The organism is Sphingobium yanoikuyae (genome assembly GCF_034424525.1).
GTDB classification, from domain to species: domain Bacteria; phylum Pseudomonadota; class Alphaproteobacteria; order Sphingomonadales; family Sphingomonadaceae; genus Sphingobium; species Sphingobium yanoikuyae.
This window is the reverse complement of record NZ_CP139979.1, coordinates 2,349,797-2,367,966: the sequence shown is the minus strand read 5'-3', so window position 1 is coordinate 2,367,966 and position 18,170 is coordinate 2,349,797. Positions and strand designations below refer to the sequence as shown.

21 protein-coding genes and 1 tRNA gene are annotated in these 18,170 nt (G+C 64.5%); 17 read left to right on the top strand and 5 right to left on the bottom strand.

Translation table 11 applies throughout. The features are described from left to right. The first annotated feature begins 151 nt into the window (after window positions 1–151). The 6 genes from U0025_RS10905 to U0025_RS10880 all read left to right on the top strand — a co-directional run bounded on the left by U0025_RS10905 (window position 152) and on the right by U0025_RS10880 (window position 4,525). Window positions 152–1,783, top strand: coding sequence for a PepSY-associated TM helix domain-containing protein (locus tag U0025_RS10905; protein WP_004207409.1), 1,632 nt, complete (start codon window positions 152–154; stop codon window positions 1,781–1,783). After that, complete coding sequence (locus tag U0025_RS10900; RefSeq protein ID WP_004207408.1) at window positions 1,780–2,082, top strand: hypothetical protein; 303 nt, start codon at window positions 1,780–1,782, stop codon at window positions 2,080–2,082. The genes U0025_RS10905 and U0025_RS10900 overlap by 4 nt, the downstream gene beginning before the upstream one ends. Then, window positions 2,079–2,906, top strand: coding sequence for a DUF3325 domain-containing protein (locus U0025_RS10895; protein WP_004207407.1), 828 nt, complete (start codon window positions 2,079–2,081; stop codon window positions 2,904–2,906). The genes U0025_RS10900 and U0025_RS10895 overlap by 4 nt, the downstream gene beginning before the upstream one ends. Next, window positions 2,903–3,265 (top strand): hypothetical protein, encoded by a 363-nt coding sequence (locus U0025_RS10890; protein ID WP_004207406.1) that lies wholly within the window; start codon window positions 2,903–2,905, stop codon window positions 3,263–3,265. Before U0025_RS10895 ends, U0025_RS10890 begins: the two co-directional genes overlap by 4 nt. Window positions 3,266–3,269: 4 nt before the next feature. Then, complete coding sequence (locus U0025_RS10885) at window positions 3,270–4,082, top strand: energy transducer TonB family protein (protein ID WP_004207405.1); 813 nt, start codon at window positions 3,270–3,272, stop codon at window positions 4,080–4,082. Between the two features lie 83 nt (window positions 4,083–4,165). Next, window positions 4,166–4,525, top strand: a complete 360-nt coding sequence (locus U0025_RS10880; RefSeq protein WP_004207404.1) for a hypothetical protein — start codon at window positions 4,166–4,168, stop codon at window positions 4,523–4,525. Between the two features lie 164 nt (window positions 4,526–4,689). Here the strand turns inward: U0025_RS10880 and U0025_RS10875 are convergent, their stop codons facing one another. The 4 genes from U0025_RS10875 to U0025_RS10860 form a co-directional block, all read right to left on the bottom strand. Beyond that, window positions 4,690–4,941, bottom strand: coding sequence for a hypothetical protein (locus U0025_RS10875; protein WP_037490186.1), 252 nt, complete (start codon window positions 4,939–4,941; stop codon window positions 4,690–4,692). Window positions 4,942–5,459: 518 nt separating this feature from the next. Next, window positions 5,460–5,534 (bottom strand) — tRNA-Glu (locus U0025_RS10870). A 305-nt stretch (window positions 5,535–5,839) separates the two neighbouring features. After that, on the bottom strand, window positions 5,840–6,628 hold the full coding sequence (locus U0025_RS10865; RefSeq protein ID WP_004207403.1) for a SapC family protein: 789 nt from the start codon (window positions 6,626–6,628) through the stop codon (window positions 5,840–5,842). A 116-nt stretch (window positions 6,629–6,744) separates the two neighbouring features. Then, window positions 6,745–8,199, bottom strand: coding sequence for an FAD-binding oxidoreductase (locus U0025_RS10860; RefSeq protein ID WP_004207402.1), 1,455 nt, complete (start codon window positions 8,197–8,199; stop codon window positions 6,745–6,747). A 77-nt stretch (window positions 8,200–8,276) separates the two neighbouring features. Here U0025_RS10860 and U0025_RS10855 point away from each other — a divergent pair, with 77 nt between their 5' ends. From U0025_RS10855 to U0025_RS10845, 3 genes are all read left to right on the top strand, one after another. After that, window positions 8,277–8,708: a hypothetical protein gene (locus U0025_RS10855; protein ID WP_004207401.1), complete on the top strand. Its 432-nt coding sequence runs from the start codon at window positions 8,277–8,279 to the stop codon at window positions 8,706–8,708. A 134-nt stretch (window positions 8,709–8,842) separates the two neighbouring features. Further along, complete coding sequence (locus U0025_RS10850; RefSeq protein ID WP_004207400.1) at window positions 8,843–10,234, top strand: DEAD/DEAH box helicase; 1,392 nt, start codon at window positions 8,843–8,845, stop codon at window positions 10,232–10,234. A gap of 101 nt (window positions 10,235–10,335) precedes the next feature. Beyond that, window positions 10,336–10,716 carry a VOC family protein gene (locus U0025_RS10845; RefSeq protein ID WP_004207399.1) on the top strand — a complete coding sequence of 127 codons (381 nt, stop codon included), beginning with the start codon at window positions 10,336–10,338 and terminating at the stop codon, window positions 10,714–10,716. A 2-nt stretch (window positions 10,717–10,718) separates the two neighbouring features. Here the strand turns inward: U0025_RS10845 and radC are convergent, their stop codons facing one another. After that, window positions 10,719–11,411: a RadC family protein gene (gene radC, locus U0025_RS10840; RefSeq protein WP_004207398.1), complete on the bottom strand. Its 693-nt coding sequence runs from the start codon at window positions 11,409–11,411 to the stop codon at window positions 10,719–10,721. A 152-nt stretch (window positions 11,412–11,563) separates the two neighbouring features. Between radC and U0025_RS10835 the strand changes: the two genes are divergently transcribed. The 8 genes from U0025_RS10835 (at window position 11,564) to U0025_RS10800 (ending at window position 18,149) form a co-directional block, all read left to right on the top strand. Next, a complete protein-coding gene (locus U0025_RS10835) occupies window positions 11,564–14,803 on the top strand; it encodes an intermembrane phospholipid transport protein YdbH family protein (protein ID WP_004207397.1) in 3,240 nt (1,079 codons plus the stop codon). Then, on the top strand, window positions 14,800–14,988 hold the full coding sequence (locus U0025_RS10830) for a YnbE family lipoprotein (protein WP_004207396.1): 189 nt from the start codon (window positions 14,800–14,802) through the stop codon (window positions 14,986–14,988). Before U0025_RS10835 ends, U0025_RS10830 begins: the two co-directional genes overlap by 4 nt. Beyond that, window positions 14,985–15,371, top strand: a complete 387-nt coding sequence (locus tag U0025_RS10825) for a YdbL family probable chaperone protein (RefSeq protein ID WP_004207395.1) — start codon at window positions 14,985–14,987, stop codon at window positions 15,369–15,371. Before U0025_RS10830 ends, U0025_RS10825 begins: the two co-directional genes overlap by 4 nt. Window positions 15,372–15,544: 173 nt before the next feature. After that, a complete protein-coding gene (locus U0025_RS10820; RefSeq protein WP_004207394.1) occupies window positions 15,545–15,868 on the top strand; it encodes an AtpZ/AtpI family protein in 324 nt (107 codons plus the stop codon). Between the two features lie 46 nt (window positions 15,869–15,914). Beyond that, window positions 15,915–16,700 (top strand): F0F1 ATP synthase subunit A, encoded by a 786-nt coding sequence (locus tag U0025_RS10815; protein WP_004207393.1) that lies wholly within the window; start codon window positions 15,915–15,917, stop codon window positions 16,698–16,700. Between the two features lie 52 nt (window positions 16,701–16,752). Next, a complete protein-coding gene (locus U0025_RS10810; protein WP_004207392.1) occupies window positions 16,753–16,980 on the top strand; it encodes a F0F1 ATP synthase subunit C in 228 nt (75 codons plus the stop codon). 67 nt (window positions 16,981–17,047) lie between these two features. Further along, window positions 17,048–17,542 (top strand): F0F1 ATP synthase subunit B family protein, encoded by a 495-nt coding sequence (locus U0025_RS10805; protein WP_004207391.1) that lies wholly within the window; start codon window positions 17,048–17,050, stop codon window positions 17,540–17,542. Then, entirely contained in the window at window positions 17,535–18,149 is a 615-nt protein-coding gene (locus U0025_RS10800; protein WP_004207390.1) for a F0F1 ATP synthase subunit B family protein, read from the top strand. Before U0025_RS10805 ends, U0025_RS10800 begins: the two co-directional genes overlap by 8 nt. The last annotated feature ends 21 nt before the right edge of the window (window positions 18,150–18,170 follow it).

Genomic DNA, 18,170 nt, shown 5'->3' with positions numbered 1-18,170 from the left:
CGAACGCCTCGCTCCAAAGGCAGCTTTGCTTGGTCAAGCAAGCCACGCGCGGGCATGGGCCGTGTCACGTTGCGAGAGAAAATGTGAAAATCCGCAGCGGTCAAACGTCTAACTGACAGACGCTCTCCAAACGGTATTGAAAAGCAATCGCATGAAAGACGCATTCCGCCAGTCGATGGCCTGGCTGCACACCTGGGTTGGACTGGTGGCAGGCTGGCTGCTGTTCTTCGTCTTCGTGACCGGCACGGCGGGCTATTTCCAGCAGGAGATTAGCCGCTGGATGCAGCCCGAGCGGGTGGTCACGGTGGCGCCTGTCGAGGTTGATCGCATGATCCTGACCGACCGGGCCATCGAACGATTGGCCACAGTCGCCCCGGTCGCCGCGAGTTGGCAGATCGTCTTCCCCTACCGGCAACAGGGGAACCGCGACTGGCAGAATTTCTCCGTCCGCTGGGAGGAAATGCCGAGCGGGACGCATGACTATGGCGCCAGCAGTAGCGAACGCCTTGACCCGGCCAGCGGCGCCGTCCTGCCGCCCGATCCCGAACCGCGAGAGACGGCGGGCGGCGTTGGCCTCTACCGCATGCACTATGCACTGCACTACCTGCCCTATGACTGGGCGATCCGGATCGTCGGCATGGCCACGATGCTGATGCTGCTGGCGATCGTCAGCGGGGTCATCACCCACAAGAAGATCTTCAAGGACTTCTTCACCTTCCGCCCCGGCAAGGGCCAGCGTTCCTGGCTGGATGCGCATAATGTGGTCAGCGTGATGGCGCTGCCCTTCTTCCTGATGATCACCTATAGCGGGCTGGTCTTCTTTCTCTTCGCCTACATGCCTGCCGGCAAGGACGTGGTCTACGGCACCGACCCGGAAACGAGCGGGGCCTATTATGATGAACTGTACGAAGGCGGAGAGCACAAGCATGCACCGATAGGCCGTCCGGCAGCACCGCTCGCGTCCATGATCGCACAGGCTGGCAAGGCGTGGGGCATGGACCAGATCGCCTGGATCACCGTCGAGCGGATGGAAGGCGAGGGGCCGGCAGTGGAACTGACCCATGTCCCGATGGGCCTTGGGCGCAATGACGCGGCAACCATGCGGTTCAACGCCGACACCGGCGAGCGCCTGCCCGATGAGCCGGCCTCCAGCGGCGCGCCGGGCGTGACGCAGAGCGTGCTGTTCAACCTGCATGAAGGCCTCTACGCCGATATCTGGGGGCGCTGGGCCTATTTTGCGTCCGGCCTGCTTGGCTGCGCGATGGTCGGTACGGGACTGGTGCTGTGGTCGGTCAAGCGGCGCCGCTTTCATCTGAACGAAGACCGCGGGCATCAGGAGCAGTTCGGCGTGCGTCTGGTCGAGAGCCTGAACGTCGCCACGATTGCAGGCCTGCCGCTGGCGGTAGCGGGCTTCTTTTGGGCCAATCGACTGCTTCCGGTCGACATGATGGACCGTGCGGCCTGGGAATATCACAGTCTGTTCGCGCTGTGGCTGGGCACGCTGTTCTACGCGCTGGGCCGTCCACTGCGTCGGGCATGGATCGAACTGCTGTGGGCGAGTTGCGCCGCTTTCGCCTGCGTGCCGCTGCTGAATGCGCTGACGACCGGGCGGGGTCTGCCGGTCTCGCTGAGCGAGGGAGACTGGGTATTCGCCGGGTTCGATCTCACCATGCTGGGCCTCGCCGGTGCCTTCGCCTTCACGGCTCGCAAGGTGCAGCGGCGTTTGCGGTCCGTGCCGGCGACGACTGCCCGTCAACCCGTGCTGCGGGCGGCGCAGGCATGAGCCGGGGCAAGTCCGTTTCCGTGGGCTACCGCCTGGCGGTCGCATCGCGGGTCGCAGGCGCATTTCTGGGCGGTTATGCGCTGATCTCTGCCGCAACCGTGCTGCTCGCGCTCGTCTGGCCGCTTCCCAAGGCGCAAGCGGTGCTGAGCGCATCCATGTTGAGCTTTGCGCTCTATGCCGGGTTCGTCATCTGGGCCTTCCATGTCCGTCGCCTGCGGTGGATCTGGGGCGTCGTGCTGGGCGGCACGGCGTTGCTGAGCGCGGCGGCATGGCTGCTCGGTGCGGGAGGCGCAGCGTGAGCGTCGTGCATCTCGCCATGCTGGCGCTGAGCTTCCTTGGCTTCGTGGCACTGGCCGTGGGCATGGAGCGCCATGCCAAACATCTGCTGCGCATCGTGCCCGCGCCGCACTGGCGCCTGGTGGCACGGATCGGTGGCTGGGCGCTACTGGCAGGCGCATTGGCGCTTGGCATCGCCGGGCTTGTGACGGCCGGAGTCGGCATTGCCATATGGACCGGATGGATTGGCCTCGCTGCGGTCGCACTCGTCTTCGCCCTGCCGAAATGGCCGTGGCAGCCGCCGGTCAAGGCCAGCGCGGACCGTAGCCCGCGCAAGAAGACCGCGCTGGTGGTCGAAGAGCCGATCCGCCAATCGCGGCGTTGGATCGGCTGGCTTCTGCTGGCTTCGACCGCCGGGGCCTTCGTCGTTGCCTTCGCACAGGTGGAGACCAAGCCCTTGCAACGCGAGGATGCGATACATGGTCAGGTCGGCCCCTGGACTTTCACTTTTGCCGAGACTGACCGTGATGGCCCGGAACTGGTCGACATGGATGTGCCGATGAAAGCCTATCGCCTGCGCTTTTGCGAAAGCTGCGACAACCAGATCCTGCGCGTCACCCTCAAGGTCAATCGCCCGCGCGCCATGCGCGCTTCGGGCGTTGCGTTCGATGGGGGCCGCTGGGAGCGTTCGGCACAGATCCAGTTGCCCTCCGATCTCACCGCCAGGAGTGAATTATGGATGACGGTCGTGGGCAAGGACGGCGCGGTCCATCAGACATCGTGGCCGATGGCCGCCGTCTCGCCTGCGACCGTCACTTGGTTCGCCAATCAGGAGCGCACGAAATGACAGCTGTGAGAAAATCTCTAGCCTGTGGGCTGGCCGTCATCATCGGCGGCTTGTCGATGCCTGCGCTGGCGCATGAACCGATCCTCAAATGCGTGTTGCTGGACCCGGCGACTGTCCGGTGTCGGGGAGGCTATGCCGAAGGGGAAACAGCACAGGGCGAGCGCCTTGAGGTAATCGATCATGCCGACAGGCGGCTGCTGGCCGGCAAACTGGGCAAGGATGGCACGCTGACCTTCGCGCGGCCCAAAGGCCCCTATTATGTCCTGTTCGACATAGGGCCCGGCCATCAGGCGATCGTCGAACATGATGAGATCAGCCTGCCCAGGGCGAGCGACCGCGCCCGTTGGGTGAGGAAATGAGAGCATGACGGTCAATCGCGGCAGCGCGCGGGTTGCCCCTCTGGCCTATGATGCGCCGGACGATTCTGCCCGCCAGTCGGGCCTCGTCGAGATGGGGGCGATATCAGCAGCGTCAGAATGGCGGCCATCGGGTCGCTATGCGGACCAGCCCATGAGCCTTCAGAGGCGGCTGTTCGGAATGGGCGGGGTTTGCTGCGTCGCCATGGTCATAGCTGCTGGCCTGTTTTTGTCCTGGCAGGTCTATACCGCAGCAAAGCCAACGCCAGCGCTCAGCGTGTTCGATATTGCGGCTCCCGCCGCACCGCCCGAACCGCAGCGGCAGGCGTCCCCAGGCCCCGAACAGGTCCAGAAGGAAAAGGCGCAGCTTCAGCCCGATCGCCCCAGGATCGAGGTTCCCGAAATAGCGATCCCAAGCCAGAACCCGGTCACATTGGTTGCGGCCAAGCCTGTCATCGATCCCGGCCCGCCGATCGAGAAGACCACGGCGCCGGAAACCAAGCCGGCACCGCCCGCGCAGAAGGCCAGCGATGCCAAACCCAGTTGGGAAGGCCTTGTGCTGGGCGCGCTCAACAAGGTGAAGCGCTATCCGCGGGAGGCGGCGTTCCGGCGCCAGCAGGGCGTGCCCTATATCCGCTTCGTCATGAACCGCGAAGGCAAGGTCTTGTCTGTCCGGCTGGAGCGGTCCTCGGGCGTCCGCTCCCTCGACGACGAGGCTCTCAGCCTGCCCAAGCGGGCCTCGCCGCTGCCCAGACCGCCTGAAGAGGTGAAGGGCGACAGCATCGAACTGGTGGTCCCCGTAGAGTTTTTCATGTCCTGAAAACCCTCATTGGGCCTGAAAACCCTCATTGGGAGAGTGTCTCATTGGCAATAATCGCCCGAGGATCGCCGCGTCGAACGGCGATGGCGCTCAAGCGCCGTTCGTTTATCGAACAGCGCGTCATCCGCATGCTGCGAGGAGACCAGACCGACGATCAGGCCCTGTTCCTCTATGAGGCGCAATTTGGTCGGCTTCGTGATCTGGCGCACCGCGCTGGCATGCGCGTCAATGTGCCCGGTACTAGCTGGCTCGGCCGTGACGAGCTTTCGCTACTCGCCTGGCTGGCGCAGGCGCAGCGGGTACTGAGCTATACGAAATCATTCCATCGCGATGCCATGCTTACGCTCACCGTGGTTCACTGCGCGGGCACTCTCAACGCGCTGGGCATTCAATTGCCGCCTCTCACCCTCCAGCATGCGTCGACGGTTGAGGAGGCTGGATAACGTCCCACTTCGCGCGGCGCAAAAGTCGGCCATGCGTTCCGTGAAAGGCGGTTCAGCAGCCCATCTCGGTCGTGGCGAGTAGGGAGTCCGATTCGGGCTCTCGGCTCGCGTCCGCATCATCGAGATGCCGCTTAAGATTTTGCAGCATCCGATGGACCAGAAATTTATGCGCCGAACGAACCAGCGTCATGTAGGCCCGGCCGGATCTGATCCAGCAGCGGCAAGCATGCCACATGCTTCTTCGGCCGCGTTGGCAGCCGTGCCATCGCCTCGCGAAAATCGATGACCATGTCCCGGTCGACATCGGCGACATCGATGTCGCCGAATATTTTGGCGAAACGACGGATCGAAACGCGCCATTCATCGCAACGCTTTCGCACCGAAGCGGGCTGCTTGGCGGCCCAGTCCTCGTACACCCTTGCCGGAAGCTGCGCCTTTCCGCATCGCGGTCGTCGCATTGTGCCGTGAATGGATGAGCGCCTGCATCGATGGGTGGTGATAGGCAGGGTCGGGACTGCCCGGCAGAGGATGGCTATCACCGGACTGAAGACCCAATTCCTCCGCCATAGGGCATTTCAGATGGTCTGTTTCAGCCAGAGCGATCCCATCGCGTTCGTGAGAAATGGCTTTGTCCATACTGCCCAACTCGACGGACAGTCTGTTAGATAGCCATCGATCGCATCCGTGCCGGCAAGCGTGTCCTCGGGTTTCGCCGAGGTCGTCCGTGCAGAGTGACTGCTTGATTTCTGCCTTGCCGATCTGCCCCCGATAATGGGGCGGTACGACCATGCGGAACCGATATTGCGAGGAGTTTTTGCGCCTTAAGGGGGAGAGCAATCGAGTGCTCATATGGACCACCTAAATGGACCGCCTGACCTCGTGATATGGGCGCACCTGCCGGAGTTTCTCGCAAATCTGCGGAAAATCGCCGAAATGGTGACCCCTACGGGAATCGAACCCGTGTTTCAGCCGTGAGAGGGCCGCGTCCTAACCGCTAGACGAAGGGGCCGTATGTCGCATGGGCGACAGGCAGGGGCGTGCCTTTAGGCAGGGCTGGCGATGGCGTCAAGCGAAAGCAGCGAAAATTTCCGGCGACCTACGCTGACTGCAGCCCATAAAAAACCACCCCATGCGATGCACGGGGTGGCCAGGTTCAGGGAGGAGACGCCTCCAAGGGGGAGGCGCCCTATACGACGCACCCGAAAGGGGGGCAGGTGCATCGCATGCAACAGAAATAGGACAGGGCGCGGCTGCTTTCAAGAGCAAGCCCCGCCCTGTCCCGATATATTTGCGATTAACGGAGTTGATCGGAGTTTAGGCGTCTGCTGGCACCGGTGCGGCCGGTACAGCGATCGGGCCCTTGCCCTGGCTGACCTGGCCTTCAAAGATCTCGCGCATCAGCTGCAGCGAGAAGAGGTGGGCGTGGATCAGCGGCAGCAGGCCGTTCTGGTTGATCTTGCGCAGCTGGTCACCACGCAGGTCGCGCAGCTTTTCCTCGTTCACCATGCGGAAGCCGCGATAGACGAAGGGCTGTTCGTTGTTCGGGGTCTGGATCGCGACTTCGCCATCCATCAGCAGGTCCATCTCGGCCAGGTCCTTCATGAACTGGCCGGTGCGGGCGGCGGCCTGCTCGAAATCCTCGCAGAACTTCAGGATGCCCTTGGTCACGTCGGTCGGCTGGCCATTTTCGAACAGGACCGGGCCGTCGCCTTCGGTGCCGATCGCCTTGCTGGTCGGGTCGAAGCAGAGCGAGAGTTCGTCGCTGTCGGGACGCAGCTTGGCCAGCATCCAGGGATAGCGACGGACATAGGCCGGGATATAGGCCGGGCCGCGCAGCTTGCCTTCGTCATCGACGAAGACGTTCACGCCTTCGTTGAGGCCCATCAGCGCGAGCGGCACCGAATCCTGGCCAGCCGAGAAGATGATCGGCACGAAGCGCTGGGCCGAGACGAATTCGTCGATGGTCAGCGGCACGGCGTGCTGGGTCACCAGGAACGGAGCGGCATCGACCGGCTGGGTGCGATAATCAGCATGATCGACGGTGCTGAGCGGGATCAGGTCGTTGTAGAAGATGGGAAGGCTGTTCGCGGGCGCGCTGGCCATGATGTTGTTCCGTCCTGTTAGAAAGCGCGCAAGGCTTGCGTCGCTGATCCGAATATGGGTGTGACGGGATAATCGGAGCTATCCCGCTAGGCAATCGCTTTGTGGATATGCTGCGCTCAACCCTCGTCGGGGCGAGGGATGAGCTTGTCGGGGTTCATGATGCCGCCCGGATCGAAGGCTGTCTTTATCGCGCGCAGGGCATGGATGCGGGCCGGGCTGGCGAGGCGTCCGAGTTCGGCGCGCTTCATCTGGCCGATGCCATGTTCGGCCGAGATGGAACCGCCCGCGGCGACCACCGCGTCATGGACGAAGGCGTTGATCGCCTGGCCCTGCGCCGCGATCCAGGCCGGACCGTCGCTGGTGCCCCTGGGCGCGCGGACATGGAAATGGACATTGCCGTCGCCCAGATGGCCGAAGGAAGAGGCGGTCGTGCCGGGGAAGGCTGCTTCGGCGGCGGCGGCAGCCTCCAGCATGAAGGCCGGCATGCGCGGCACCGGCACGCTGATGTCATATTGCAGCGCGGGCCCCTGCGCCTTTTCGGATTCCGACAGGGATTCGCGGATGCGCCAGAAGGCCTCTGCCTGGGCTTCGCTGGCGGCAATGGCGGCGTCGATCGCGATGCCGCGTTCCAGCGCCAGGCCGAGCGCGCCTTCCAGCCGCTCGGTCGGGCCGGGCTCGCGCATGTCGCCATGGTCGACCTCGATCAGCACATGCCAGGGCGTCCGGGTCTCGATCGGGCAGCGCGTGCCGGGAATATGGGACAGGACATGGCCGAGGCCATCGTCGGCAATCACCTCGAACCCCTCGACGCTGTCGCCCAGTTCGCCTTCGACCAGACGCAGCAGGGCGAGGGCATCGGCGGGGGTCTGCACGCTGACCCAGCCGACCGCGCGGGCGGCGATGGCGGGCACCAGCCGCAGGGCGGCCGCGGTGATGACGCCCAGCGTACCCTCCGCACCGATCAGCAACTGTTTGATGTCATAGCCGCGATTATCCTTCTTGAGCGCGTCCAGTCCGTCGAAGATGCTGCCGTCGGGCAGCACCGCCTCGATCCCCTCGACCAGCGCGCGCATCGTGCCGTGGCGCAGCACCTGGGTGCCGCCGGCATTGGTCGAGACGAGGCCGCCGATCGTGGCCGATCCCTTGGCCCCCAGACTGAGCGGAAAGCGACGGCCGGCCGCTTCGGCGGCGTCGTGCAGATTGGAAAGGATGACCCCGGCCTCGCACACCGCCAGATTGTCGTCGGCCGACAGGTTGCGGATCTGGTTCATGCGGCGCAACGACAGGATCAGCGCCGATCCGTCGGCCGGCGGTGTCGCGCCGCCGACCATCGACGTGTTGCCGCCCTGGGGGACGAGGGCGATGCCCAGTTCCGCCGCCAGCGCCACGCAGTCGGCCACTTCGCGCGTCGTGGCCGGCGACAGGATCGCGCGGGCCGCACCATGATAGCGGCCGCGCCAGTCGCTGACCCAGGGGGCGATATCGTCGGCATCGGTAATGACGCCCTTGGGGCCGAGCAGGGCGACGAAGCGATCGATGGCATCCTGTGCGATTATGGCTTGTTCTGTCATGGGACATGCTATGCCCCGGAATTCATCGACGGTTCAACCGTTGGCCGATAGCTTGCCACTCCCAAAAGGGGTTCCGCTTGGTTCATACCATCCTGATGCTGCTTGCAGCACCTGCTGCCGACCCGGTGCAATGGGCGCAACTGACGATCGAGCAGCGCGTGATCATTCGTGTTCCGATGGCCAAGGGGCGGGCGCCGACGCGAGTCGTGCCCAAGAGCGACGAGCGCTGGGAAGAGAAGAAGGGGCCGCGCTGTGTGGCGTTGCGATCGATTCGCGGGGCCAGCATCGTGGTGTCCAACGGGGTCGACCTGATCCTGGCGGACAAGCATCGCTATCGCGCGCGACTGGAGCGGGGATGCGATTCCGCCAGCTTCTATTCGGGCTTCTATGTCGAACCGGACGAGGATGGGTCGCTCTGTTCGGGGCGGGACGAGTTGCAGGCGCGCAGTGGCGCGAGTTGCGGGATCGACAGCTTCAGGCGGCTGGTGGAAGCGGACGCCGAGGATTGATTGGCAGAAAAACGGCTGGTTTGCCCGGCATATTGCGCGATTTCCTTGACAAGATGGCGATATTTTCGCAAGTCGCGCGCGATTTCCGTCGTGCGGACGCGCAGGACGGCCAACCTCCTGTCCCGGACATTTGAATGACTTTTGCCGATCTCGGCCTCTCCGACGAATTGCTCAAGGCCGTAACCGAGGCGGGTTACGACACGCCCACGCCGATCCAGGCGCAGGCGATCCCGCCGGTGCTGATGATGAAGGACATCATCGGCATCGCGCAGACGGGCACGGGCAAGACCGCCAGCTTCGTGCTGCCGATGATCGACATCCTGGCGCACGGCCGTGCCCGTGCGTTGATGCCGCGCAGCCTGATCCTGGAGCCGACCCGCGAACTCGCTGCCCAGGTGGCCGAGAATTTCGAGAAATACGGCAAATATCACAAGCTCTCCATGGCGCTGCTGATCGGCGGCGTGCAGATGGGCGACCAGATCAAGGCGCTGGAAAAGGGCGTCGACGTGCTGATCGCGACGCCGGGCCGCCTGATGGACCTGTTCCAGCGCGGCAAGATCCTGCTCAATGGCTGCAACATGCTGGTCATCGACGAAGCCGACCGCATGCTCGACATGGGCTTCATCCCGGATATCGAGGAAATCTGCACCAAGCTGCCGGCGCAGCGCCAGACACTTCTCTTCTCTGCCACCATGCCGCCGGTCATCAAGAAGCTGGCCGATCGTTTCCTGGACAATCCCAAGTCGATCGAGGTGGCGCGCCCGGCAACGGCATCGACCAACATCACCCAGCGACTGGTGAAGGTTGATTCGCGCAAGAAGCGTGAAGCGCTGCGCGCGATGCTGGAAGCAGAAGAGGTGCAGAGCGCGGTGATTTTCTGCAACCGCAAGACGACGGTGCGCGAACTGAACAAGAGCCTGCAGCGCCACGGCTTCAAGTCGGGCGAGATCCATGGTGATATCGACCAGGCATCGCGTATCGCCGAACTGGAGCGGTTCCGCGATGGCAGCGTGAACATCCTGGTGGCGTCGGACGTCGCGGCCCGCGGCCTCGACATCAAGGGCGTCAGCCACGTCTTCAATTTCGACGCGCCCTGGCATCCCGATGACTATGTCCACCGCATCGGCCGTACCGGTCGCGCGGGGGCCAAGGGCGTTGCCTATACCTTCGTCGCGGCCGAGGATGCCGAGGCGATCGACAATATCCAGAAGCTGATCGGCACCAAGATCGACTATGTCGATACGCCGGTCGCGGCTGCGCCTGCGTCGCGCGCCAAGGAAGAGTCACGCAAGGCCGATCGCGAGGAGCGCGACAATGAGCGTTCCGGTGGCCGCGACGCGCGCCGCAAGCCCGAGCGCAAGGATGACCGGCGCAGCGACAAGCGGGATGATCGTCGTGACGACCGCCGCGATGCGCCGGCTGCACGCCCAGCGCCGCATAGCCGCCGTCAGGAACCCGATGATGGTCCGGACGATGGCTGGAACGGTCCGGTGCCCGAATTCCTGAACTTCGGTTTTGGTGGCTGAACGGCGCCACTTTGATTGAAAAAAAAGGCCCCCGTCACGCGCAAGCATGGCGGGGGCCTTTTTGTTATGTGATCGGGACGGGGCAAGGGGAGAGGTTGGCCATGACGGCAATTCCAGGTGTTGGCGCTTTCGCGATCGTGCCCAGCAATGACGTCGCGGTCGCGCTGGTCTTCTGGGAAAGGCTGGGCTTCGCGCGGATTGGCGGCGATCACCATTATCATATCATGGAGGGATGGGGCTGCGAGGTGCATCTGACCCAGGCCGGCGCGCCGCCCTGGGATGTGCCGGCGCATAATCCCTTTGGCGTCTATCTGCGCACGCCCGATGTGGCGGCGATCGCGGCGCGGGTCGATGACCTGGTCATCCGGCCGGGCGGCATTTTGCGCCATCGCGAATGGGGACTGTATGAGGTCGGGATCAACGGGCCGGATGGACTGCTGGTGCGGATCGGCTGGCCGTCCGAGCTGATCGAGGGCGCCTGACGCTATAACAGTCCTTGTGCGCGCAGGCTGCTATGCCCCTGCGCGCCGATGATGATATGGTCGTGGACGCCGATGCCCAGCCGTTTGCCGGCCTCGACGATCTGGCGGGTAATCTCGATATCCTGCTTGCTGGGTGACGGATCGCCCGACGGGTGGTTATGCACCAGGATCAGGGCTGCCGATCCCAGTTCCATCGCCCGCTTGATCACCTCGCGTGTATATATGGCCGCCTGGTCGATCGATCCGTCGCCCATATTCTCGTCCCGGATCAGCATGTTGCGGCTGTTGAGATGCAGCACCCGCACGCGTTCGACATGGAGATAGGCCATGTCGGCGCGCAGATAGTCGAGCAGCGCTTGCCAACTGCCCAACACCGGTCGTTCCGCCACATCGTTGCGCAGCATCCGCAGCGCGGTTGCCTGAACGATCTTGATCGCGGCGACGCTGGTATCGCCCATGCCGGGCACCCGTGCGATTGCCTGCCAGTCGGCCGCCATCAATCCGCCGATCCCGCCAAATTCGCGTAGCAGCAGCCGGGCCAGCGGCTTGGTGTCGCGGCGGGGGATGGCGAGGGCGAGCAGATATTCGATCAGTTCATGGTCGAGCAGCCCGTCGCCGCCTTCGGCCAGTCGCTGGCGCAGGCGGGCGCGATGACCAGCGCCATCCTGGCTCGCGCGTTCGTCCTTTTCGGTCATGCTGGCGATCCCCCATTCCCCGGCAAATGAAGGCTAGGCTTTGCGGATTTCGCGGGCAAGGCTATTTCAGGGGTGGATATTTCCAATGGGTCGGACGTTATGGATGCGTTACGGACCTGAAGTGCGAGCGAAAGTCGGGGTTGGCCAGGCAGATGGAAGACGAGAACGGCGAAGCCGAAATTCGCCGGGGCTGGCTGCGCTGGCTGGGTGTCGGGACGGGTTCGCTCGGCCTGGTGCTGGTCGCGCTGTGGACGCAGCGCGCGCCGATCGCCGAGAATTTCGTCAATCGCGAACTGAACCGGCGCGGGGTCCAGGCCAATTATGACCTGACGCAGGTGGGCCTGCGCACCCAGCGGATCGAGAATGTCGTGCTGGGCGATCCGGCGCGGCCAGACCTGACCGCCCGCTGGGTGGAAGTCGACATCGCCTTTTCCGGCGTGACGCCGCAGGTGGCGGCGGTGCGCGCCGGTGGCGTGCGGATGCGCGGCGCCTATCGCGACGGCGTGCTGACGCTGGGCGAACTGGACAAGTTTCGCGATCCCGATTCGACCGCCCCCTTCGCCATGCCCGACCTGCTGCTCCATCTGCGCGACGCGCAGTTGCGGCTGGATACTGATGCGGGGGCGGTCGGCATGCAGATCGATGGCAATGGCAATCTGAAATCGGGTTTCCGCGGCAAGCTGGCCGCCGCCATGCCCAAGGCACGGATGGCCGGCTGTGGCGTGGCCAAGGCCAGCGCCTGGCTGGACGTGGCGATGGTGGACGGCCGGCCGCATCTGCGCGGGCCGATCAAGGCCGATGCGCTGGCCTGCGCGGACATGGCGATGGCTGCGCCGACGGCCGAGATCGATTTGTGGCTGGGGCAGGGGCTGGACCGCTGGAACGGATCGGCCAAGCTGGCGGGTGATGCGCTCAAGGCGCAGGGCATGTTGCTGGCAGCCCCCGTCGGTCGGATCGAGTTCGACGGTTCGGCCAAGGCCATGGCGGGGCGGGCGCGGATCGGCGCGCGCGCCTTTTCCGGTGCCGGGGTGCTGGCGGGGCCAACCGAACTGGCCGGTGACTGGACGCTGCACGGCGGTGATGCGACCTTCAGTGGCGATCTGACCACGCGGAACGGGCGGATGGCCGGGCGCGATCCGCTGGCGGCTTTGCGCACGTCGACGGCGGGCACGCCGGTGGCGCCGCTGGCCCTGCGGTTGGCGGATGCGGCCCGGCGGGCCGGGGCGGATAATCTGCTGCGGGCGCGGGTGGCGCTGGCGCAGAAGGGCGACGCCGGCAGTCTGGTGCTGACCGATACCGAATTCGCCGCGCGCAGTGGCGCGCAGGTGGCCGTGGCGCGGGACGGCCGGGTGACGCTGGCCTGGCCGGGCAAGGGCGGCGCGGCGATCGACTGGGCGCTGGACGGCGCGATCACGTCGCAGGGCGGCGGCTTGCCCAAGGCTGCGCTCCGGCTGGCCCGCCGCGCCGGCGGCGGTTTTGGCGGGCAGTTGTTCATCGATCCCTATACGGCCGACGGTGCCCGGCTGGCGTTCGAGCCTGTCCGATTCGTTGCCGGGCCGAAGGGCGATACGCGCTTCACGACGGCGTTGCGGCTGGATGGGCCGCTGCCCGATGGGGCTGTTCGCGGTCTTGGCCTGCCGATCGATGGCCGGCTGGCGCCCAATGGTGCGATCGCGATCAACGAACATTGCGCGCCACTGACCTTGCTGGAAGCGCGCTATGGCAGCTTCGCGCTGGGGCAGACCCGGCAGGCGCTCTGCCCACTGCCCAATTCGGCCCTCTTCGCCATGGGGCCGGGCGGCATGAAGGGCGGTGCGGAGCTTCGCAATGTCGCGCTGAACGGGCGAAGTGGCGATAACCCGATGCGGCTCAAGGCGGACAATGCCCGCTTGATATTGGGCCAGACCGGCTTCACCCTGGGCAATGCCGATTTCGCCATTGGCCCGGAGGATGCGCCGGTTCGCCTGTCGGCCGCGAGCGTCACCGGTGCGGCGACGAAGGAAGGCTTTGCCGGCGACATCAAGGGCGCGGGCGGACGGATCGGCACCGTGCCGCTGATCGTCGAGCAAGGGGCTGGCGGCTGGGCCTTTGCCAAGGGGGCGCTGTCGCTCAAGGCGGCGATGCAGGTGCGCGATGCGCAGCCTTCGGTGCGCTTCAACCCGCTGTCCGTGCCTGACTTTGCCCTGGCGATGAAGGATGGCCGAATCACCGCGACCGGCACGCTGCAGGTGCCGGGCAAGGGTGCCACGGTGGCGCGCGCCGATATTGCGCATGACCTGGGCAACGGGAAGGGGCATGCCGACCTGACCGTGCCGGACCTGGGCTTCGGGCCGGGATTGCAGCCGGAGGAACTGACGCCGTTGACGCTCGGCGTGATCGCCAATGTCGCTGGCCGCGTGACCGGCGAGGGGCATATCCGATGGACCGGTTCCGATGTCAGCAGCGATGGCGTCTTCCGGACCGATCGGCTGGATCTGGCGGCGGCATTCGGCCCGGTCGAGGGGCTGTCTGGCGAGATCCGCTTCTCCGACCTGCTCAACATGGTGACGCCGACCGGGCAGGAGGCGCGAATCGCGCTGGTCAATCCGGGCGTCGAGGCACGCAATGGTACGGTGCGCTATCGCCTGGGTGCCGGCCAGAAGGTGCATATCGAGGGTGGCGGCTTTCCCTTTTCGGGCGGTGAACTGGTGCTTCTGCCCACGACCATGGACTTTGGTGCCGATGTCGACCGCTATCTGACCTTCCGGGTCATCGGCCTCGACGCCGGCGCCTTCATCCAGGCGATGGACCTCAAAAATGTGTCGGCGACCGGCACGTTCGACGGCATCATGCCGCTGATCTTCAATGCGCAGGGCGGGCGGGTTGCCGGCGGCGTGCTGGTCGCACGGCAGCAGGGCATGGCGCCGCTGATCATGCCCGAGGGCGTGCTGCCGAGCATCCCCTGCGATCCCACGCGCCAGTCCGGCGTGCTGTCCTATGTGGGGCCGGTGTCGAACGAACAAGTCGGAGTTATGGGCAAGGTCGCCTTCGATGCGCTGAAGGATCTGCAATATAAATGCCTCACCATCCTGATGGATGGCGCGCTGGATGGCGAGATGGTGACCAATGTGGTGTTCAACGGCGTCAACCGGGGCCAATTGGGCGGGGCGCCGCAGGGGATAGCAAAAAGCTTCGTTGGCCTGCCCTTCATTTTCAACGTGCGGATTTCCGCGCCCTTCCGGGGGCTGATGAAATCCGCCCAATCCTATGTCGACCCGTCGCAGGTGATCCGCGACCAGATTGGCGAGGATGCCCAGCAGAAGATGCGCGCACAAAGCGCGGCCGATCTGCAATCTGGTCTTGCGGTTCAGCCTGCGGCAAGCGAGACTGTGTCAAATACGGAGCCGAAATGAAGATAGCAGCAATCATGATGGCCGGTCTGGCCGCTTCGGCCCTGGGGGGATGCATCCAGGTCAAGGCCCCGGACAAGCCGATCGAGATCAATCTGAACGTGAAGGTCCAGCAGGAGGTCGTCGTCCGTCTGGAGAAGGACGCCAAGGATCTGATCAACAATAACCCGGAGTTGTTCCCGCAATGACACGCAAGTTCATGCTGGCCGCCGCTGTGCTGGGCGGCCTGGTTCTGGCCGGTGCCGCGCAGGCCCAGGGTGGTGCGGCCGCCGCGATCGCCGCCGGCACGGTGGGCGAGCAGGCCGATGGCTATCTGGGCATCGCCGGCACGGTGGGCGCGGATGTGCGGGCCGAGGTCGAATCGATCAACATCAAGCGCCGCGCCGTCTATACCGATCTGGCCGGCAAGCGCGGCGTGACGGTGCAGGATGTGGCGGCCGCAACCGGTTGCCAGACGCTCAGCAGCCGGGTGAAGCCGGGGCAGGTCTATCGCGTCGGCGGTGGTGCCTGGCAGACCAAGGGCGCCGGGGCGATCTCTTTGCCGGCCTATTGCGCCACCGCAGGTCAGTAAAATGCGCGTGGCTGGCGGACTTTGACCGCCAGTTCGTCTGGGCAGGATAATCTCCTGCCCAAGTATAGTTGACTATCCGTCATCCCCTTTCTAAACGGGCCGCGCCTTGACGGGTGCAGCCGCAAGCGCCATGCCGCCTGCCATTGGGTTTCAGCCTGATGGAAGGATTGGCAATGGTTGCGGGTGAATCCGGGCAGGACCCGGCGGGGGAAGATGCGCGGATCGCTTCACTGGAAGCGAGAATTGCGCAGGCGGAACATGCCGAGCAGGTCAGACAGGGGACGAAAGTGCAGCAGGCGGACGATGGTTCGCGTCTGGGCAACAGGGTTCTCGCAGAGCTGATCGGTGGTCTTGTCGGTGGTGCGTTGATCGGCTGGGTTCTCGACCGGCTGCTCGGCACATCTCCATGGCTCCTGCTTGTCTTCCTCGGTCTCGGGATCGTGGCGGCGTTCAGGAACATCATCAGATTGACGACGACGAAGCGTTCCGATCAATAGGGGCGCTTTTGTCTTAGTCCGAATATTAGACGGTACAGGGGTCCAAGTGGCAGAATCCGGCAAAATCGATCCGATGCATCAGTTTGCGATCGAACCGCTGTTCGGTACCGATCACCTGTCCATCGGCGGCTTCAACATCGCCTTCACCAACAGCGCGCTCTATATGGTCGCCGCTGCGGTGGTGCTGTGGATCTTCGTGATCGGCGGCATGAAGCGCGAAGTGGTGCCTGGTCGTTGGCAGATGGCGGTCGAATATTTCACCGGCTTCATCAAGAACCTGCTGATCTCGAACGTGGGTGAAGGCGGCAAGAAGTACATTCCCTATGTCTTCTCGCTCTTCATGTTCATCCTGATGGCCAACCTTCTGGGTCTGCTGCCGCTGGGTCTGGTCGGGGTCCACCCCTTCACCTTCACCAGCCACTTCACCGCCACCGGCGTGCTGGCGATCATGAGCTTCTCGATCGTGCTGATCGTGGGCTTCTGGAAGCATGGGCTGCACTTCTTCTCCCTGTTCGTGCCGCACGGCACGCCCCTGCCGATGATCCCGGTCATTTTCCCGATCGAGCTGATCTCGTTCATGGTGCGTCCGTTCAGCCTGGGCCTGCGACTGTTCGTGGCGATGACCGCCGGACACGTGCTGCTCAAGGTGCTGGCCGGCTTCGTCATCAACAGCTCGAATGCTGGCCCCGGTTTCGGTCTGACCGTCGGTGCCGCCAGCTTTGTGCTGATGGTCGGTATCAGCGCACTCGAAGTGCTGGTCGCCGTGATCCAGGCCTATGTGTTTGCGCTGCTGACCTCGGTCTACATCAACGACGCCGAAAACCTGCACTGAGTTTTCGTACATTCTTCAACGCTTAATTGGTTTAGAAAAAGGAGTTTAGAACATGGACGCAGAAGCCGCAAAGCTGCTCGGTGCTGGCCTGGCCGCGATCGGTGCGGGCATTGCCGCCCTCGGTGTGGGCAACGTCTTCAGCTCGTTCCTCGAAGGCGCGCTGCGCAATCCGGGTGCCGCTGACGGCCAGCAGGGTCGCCTGTTCATCGGCTTCGCGGCCGCCGAACTTCTGGGTCTGCTGGCGTTCGTTATCGCCATGATCCTGGTCTTCGTGGCCTAAAGATCGACGGGGCGGGCAGCCTGGCTGCCTGCCCCTTGACGACCGCCCCCTTTTCGGACGGATAAAAATGCCTCAAATCGCGCAAATCGCCGATACCTATGCTTCCCAGATCTTCTGGCTGCTGCTGACGTTCGGCTTCGTCTTCTTCGTCATCGGCCGCGGCATGGTGCCCAAGGTGCAGGCGACGGCCGACGCGCGCGACGCGAAGATTTCGGGTGATCTCGATGCTGCCAAGGCAGCCTTCGCCCGCGCCGACGAAGCGGAAGCGGACTATCGCGTCCGTGATGCCGAAAGCCGCACCGCCGCCCAGGCGACGCTGGCCAAGGCGAAGGCGGATGCCGCCAAGGCTTCGGAAGCGAAGCTGGCCGCCGCCGATGCGGAGATCCAGGACAAAATCGGCGCTGCCGAAGCCCGGATCAAGACCGCCACGGATGCCGCCATGGCACAGATTGAAACCGTCGCCGCCGATGCGGCGCGCGACATGGTCGTCCGGATTTCCGGCGTGGAAGCGTCGGACGAAGCGGCCCGCAACGCAGTAAAGGCGGCACTGGCTCATGGCTGAGGCAGCAGTAGAGCATAGCGAGGCGCAGGCCCCGCACCTCAATCAGGCAATCCACGCCGAAGGCATGGAGCCGGTTGGCACCGTGGCGCATGAAGGCGTCGCGCCGCATACCGATCCCAAGGCGGTCGGCATGGACGCGACGGCCTGGGTCAGCCTGGCGATGGCGGTGTTCATCGTCATCCTGCTGATCAAGAAGGTGCCCAGCCTGATCGGCGGCGTGCTGGATGGCCGGATTGCCCAGATCAAGGAACAGCTGGCCGAAGCATCGAAGCTTCGTGCCGAAGCCGAAGCGCTCAAGGGCGAATATGAAGCCAAGCTGGCCGCTGCGGCCGGTGAAGCCGACGCCATGCGCAAGTCGGCCGAGCATGAAGCCGAAACGCTTCTGTCCGATGCCAAGGTGCAGGCTGCCGATCTGGTCGCCCGTCGCCAGAAGATGGCGGAAGACAAGATCGGTGCGGCTGAGCGCAGCGCACTCGCCGACATTCGTGCCAAGGCGGTGAAGGCCGCTACCGGCGCTGCCGCCGCCCTGATTGCCGAAGGCCATGATGCCAAGGCGGACAAGGCGCTGGTCGATGATGCGATCAAGGGTCTTGGCCCGGTCGCCTGATCGAAACAGGCAGAATTAGCA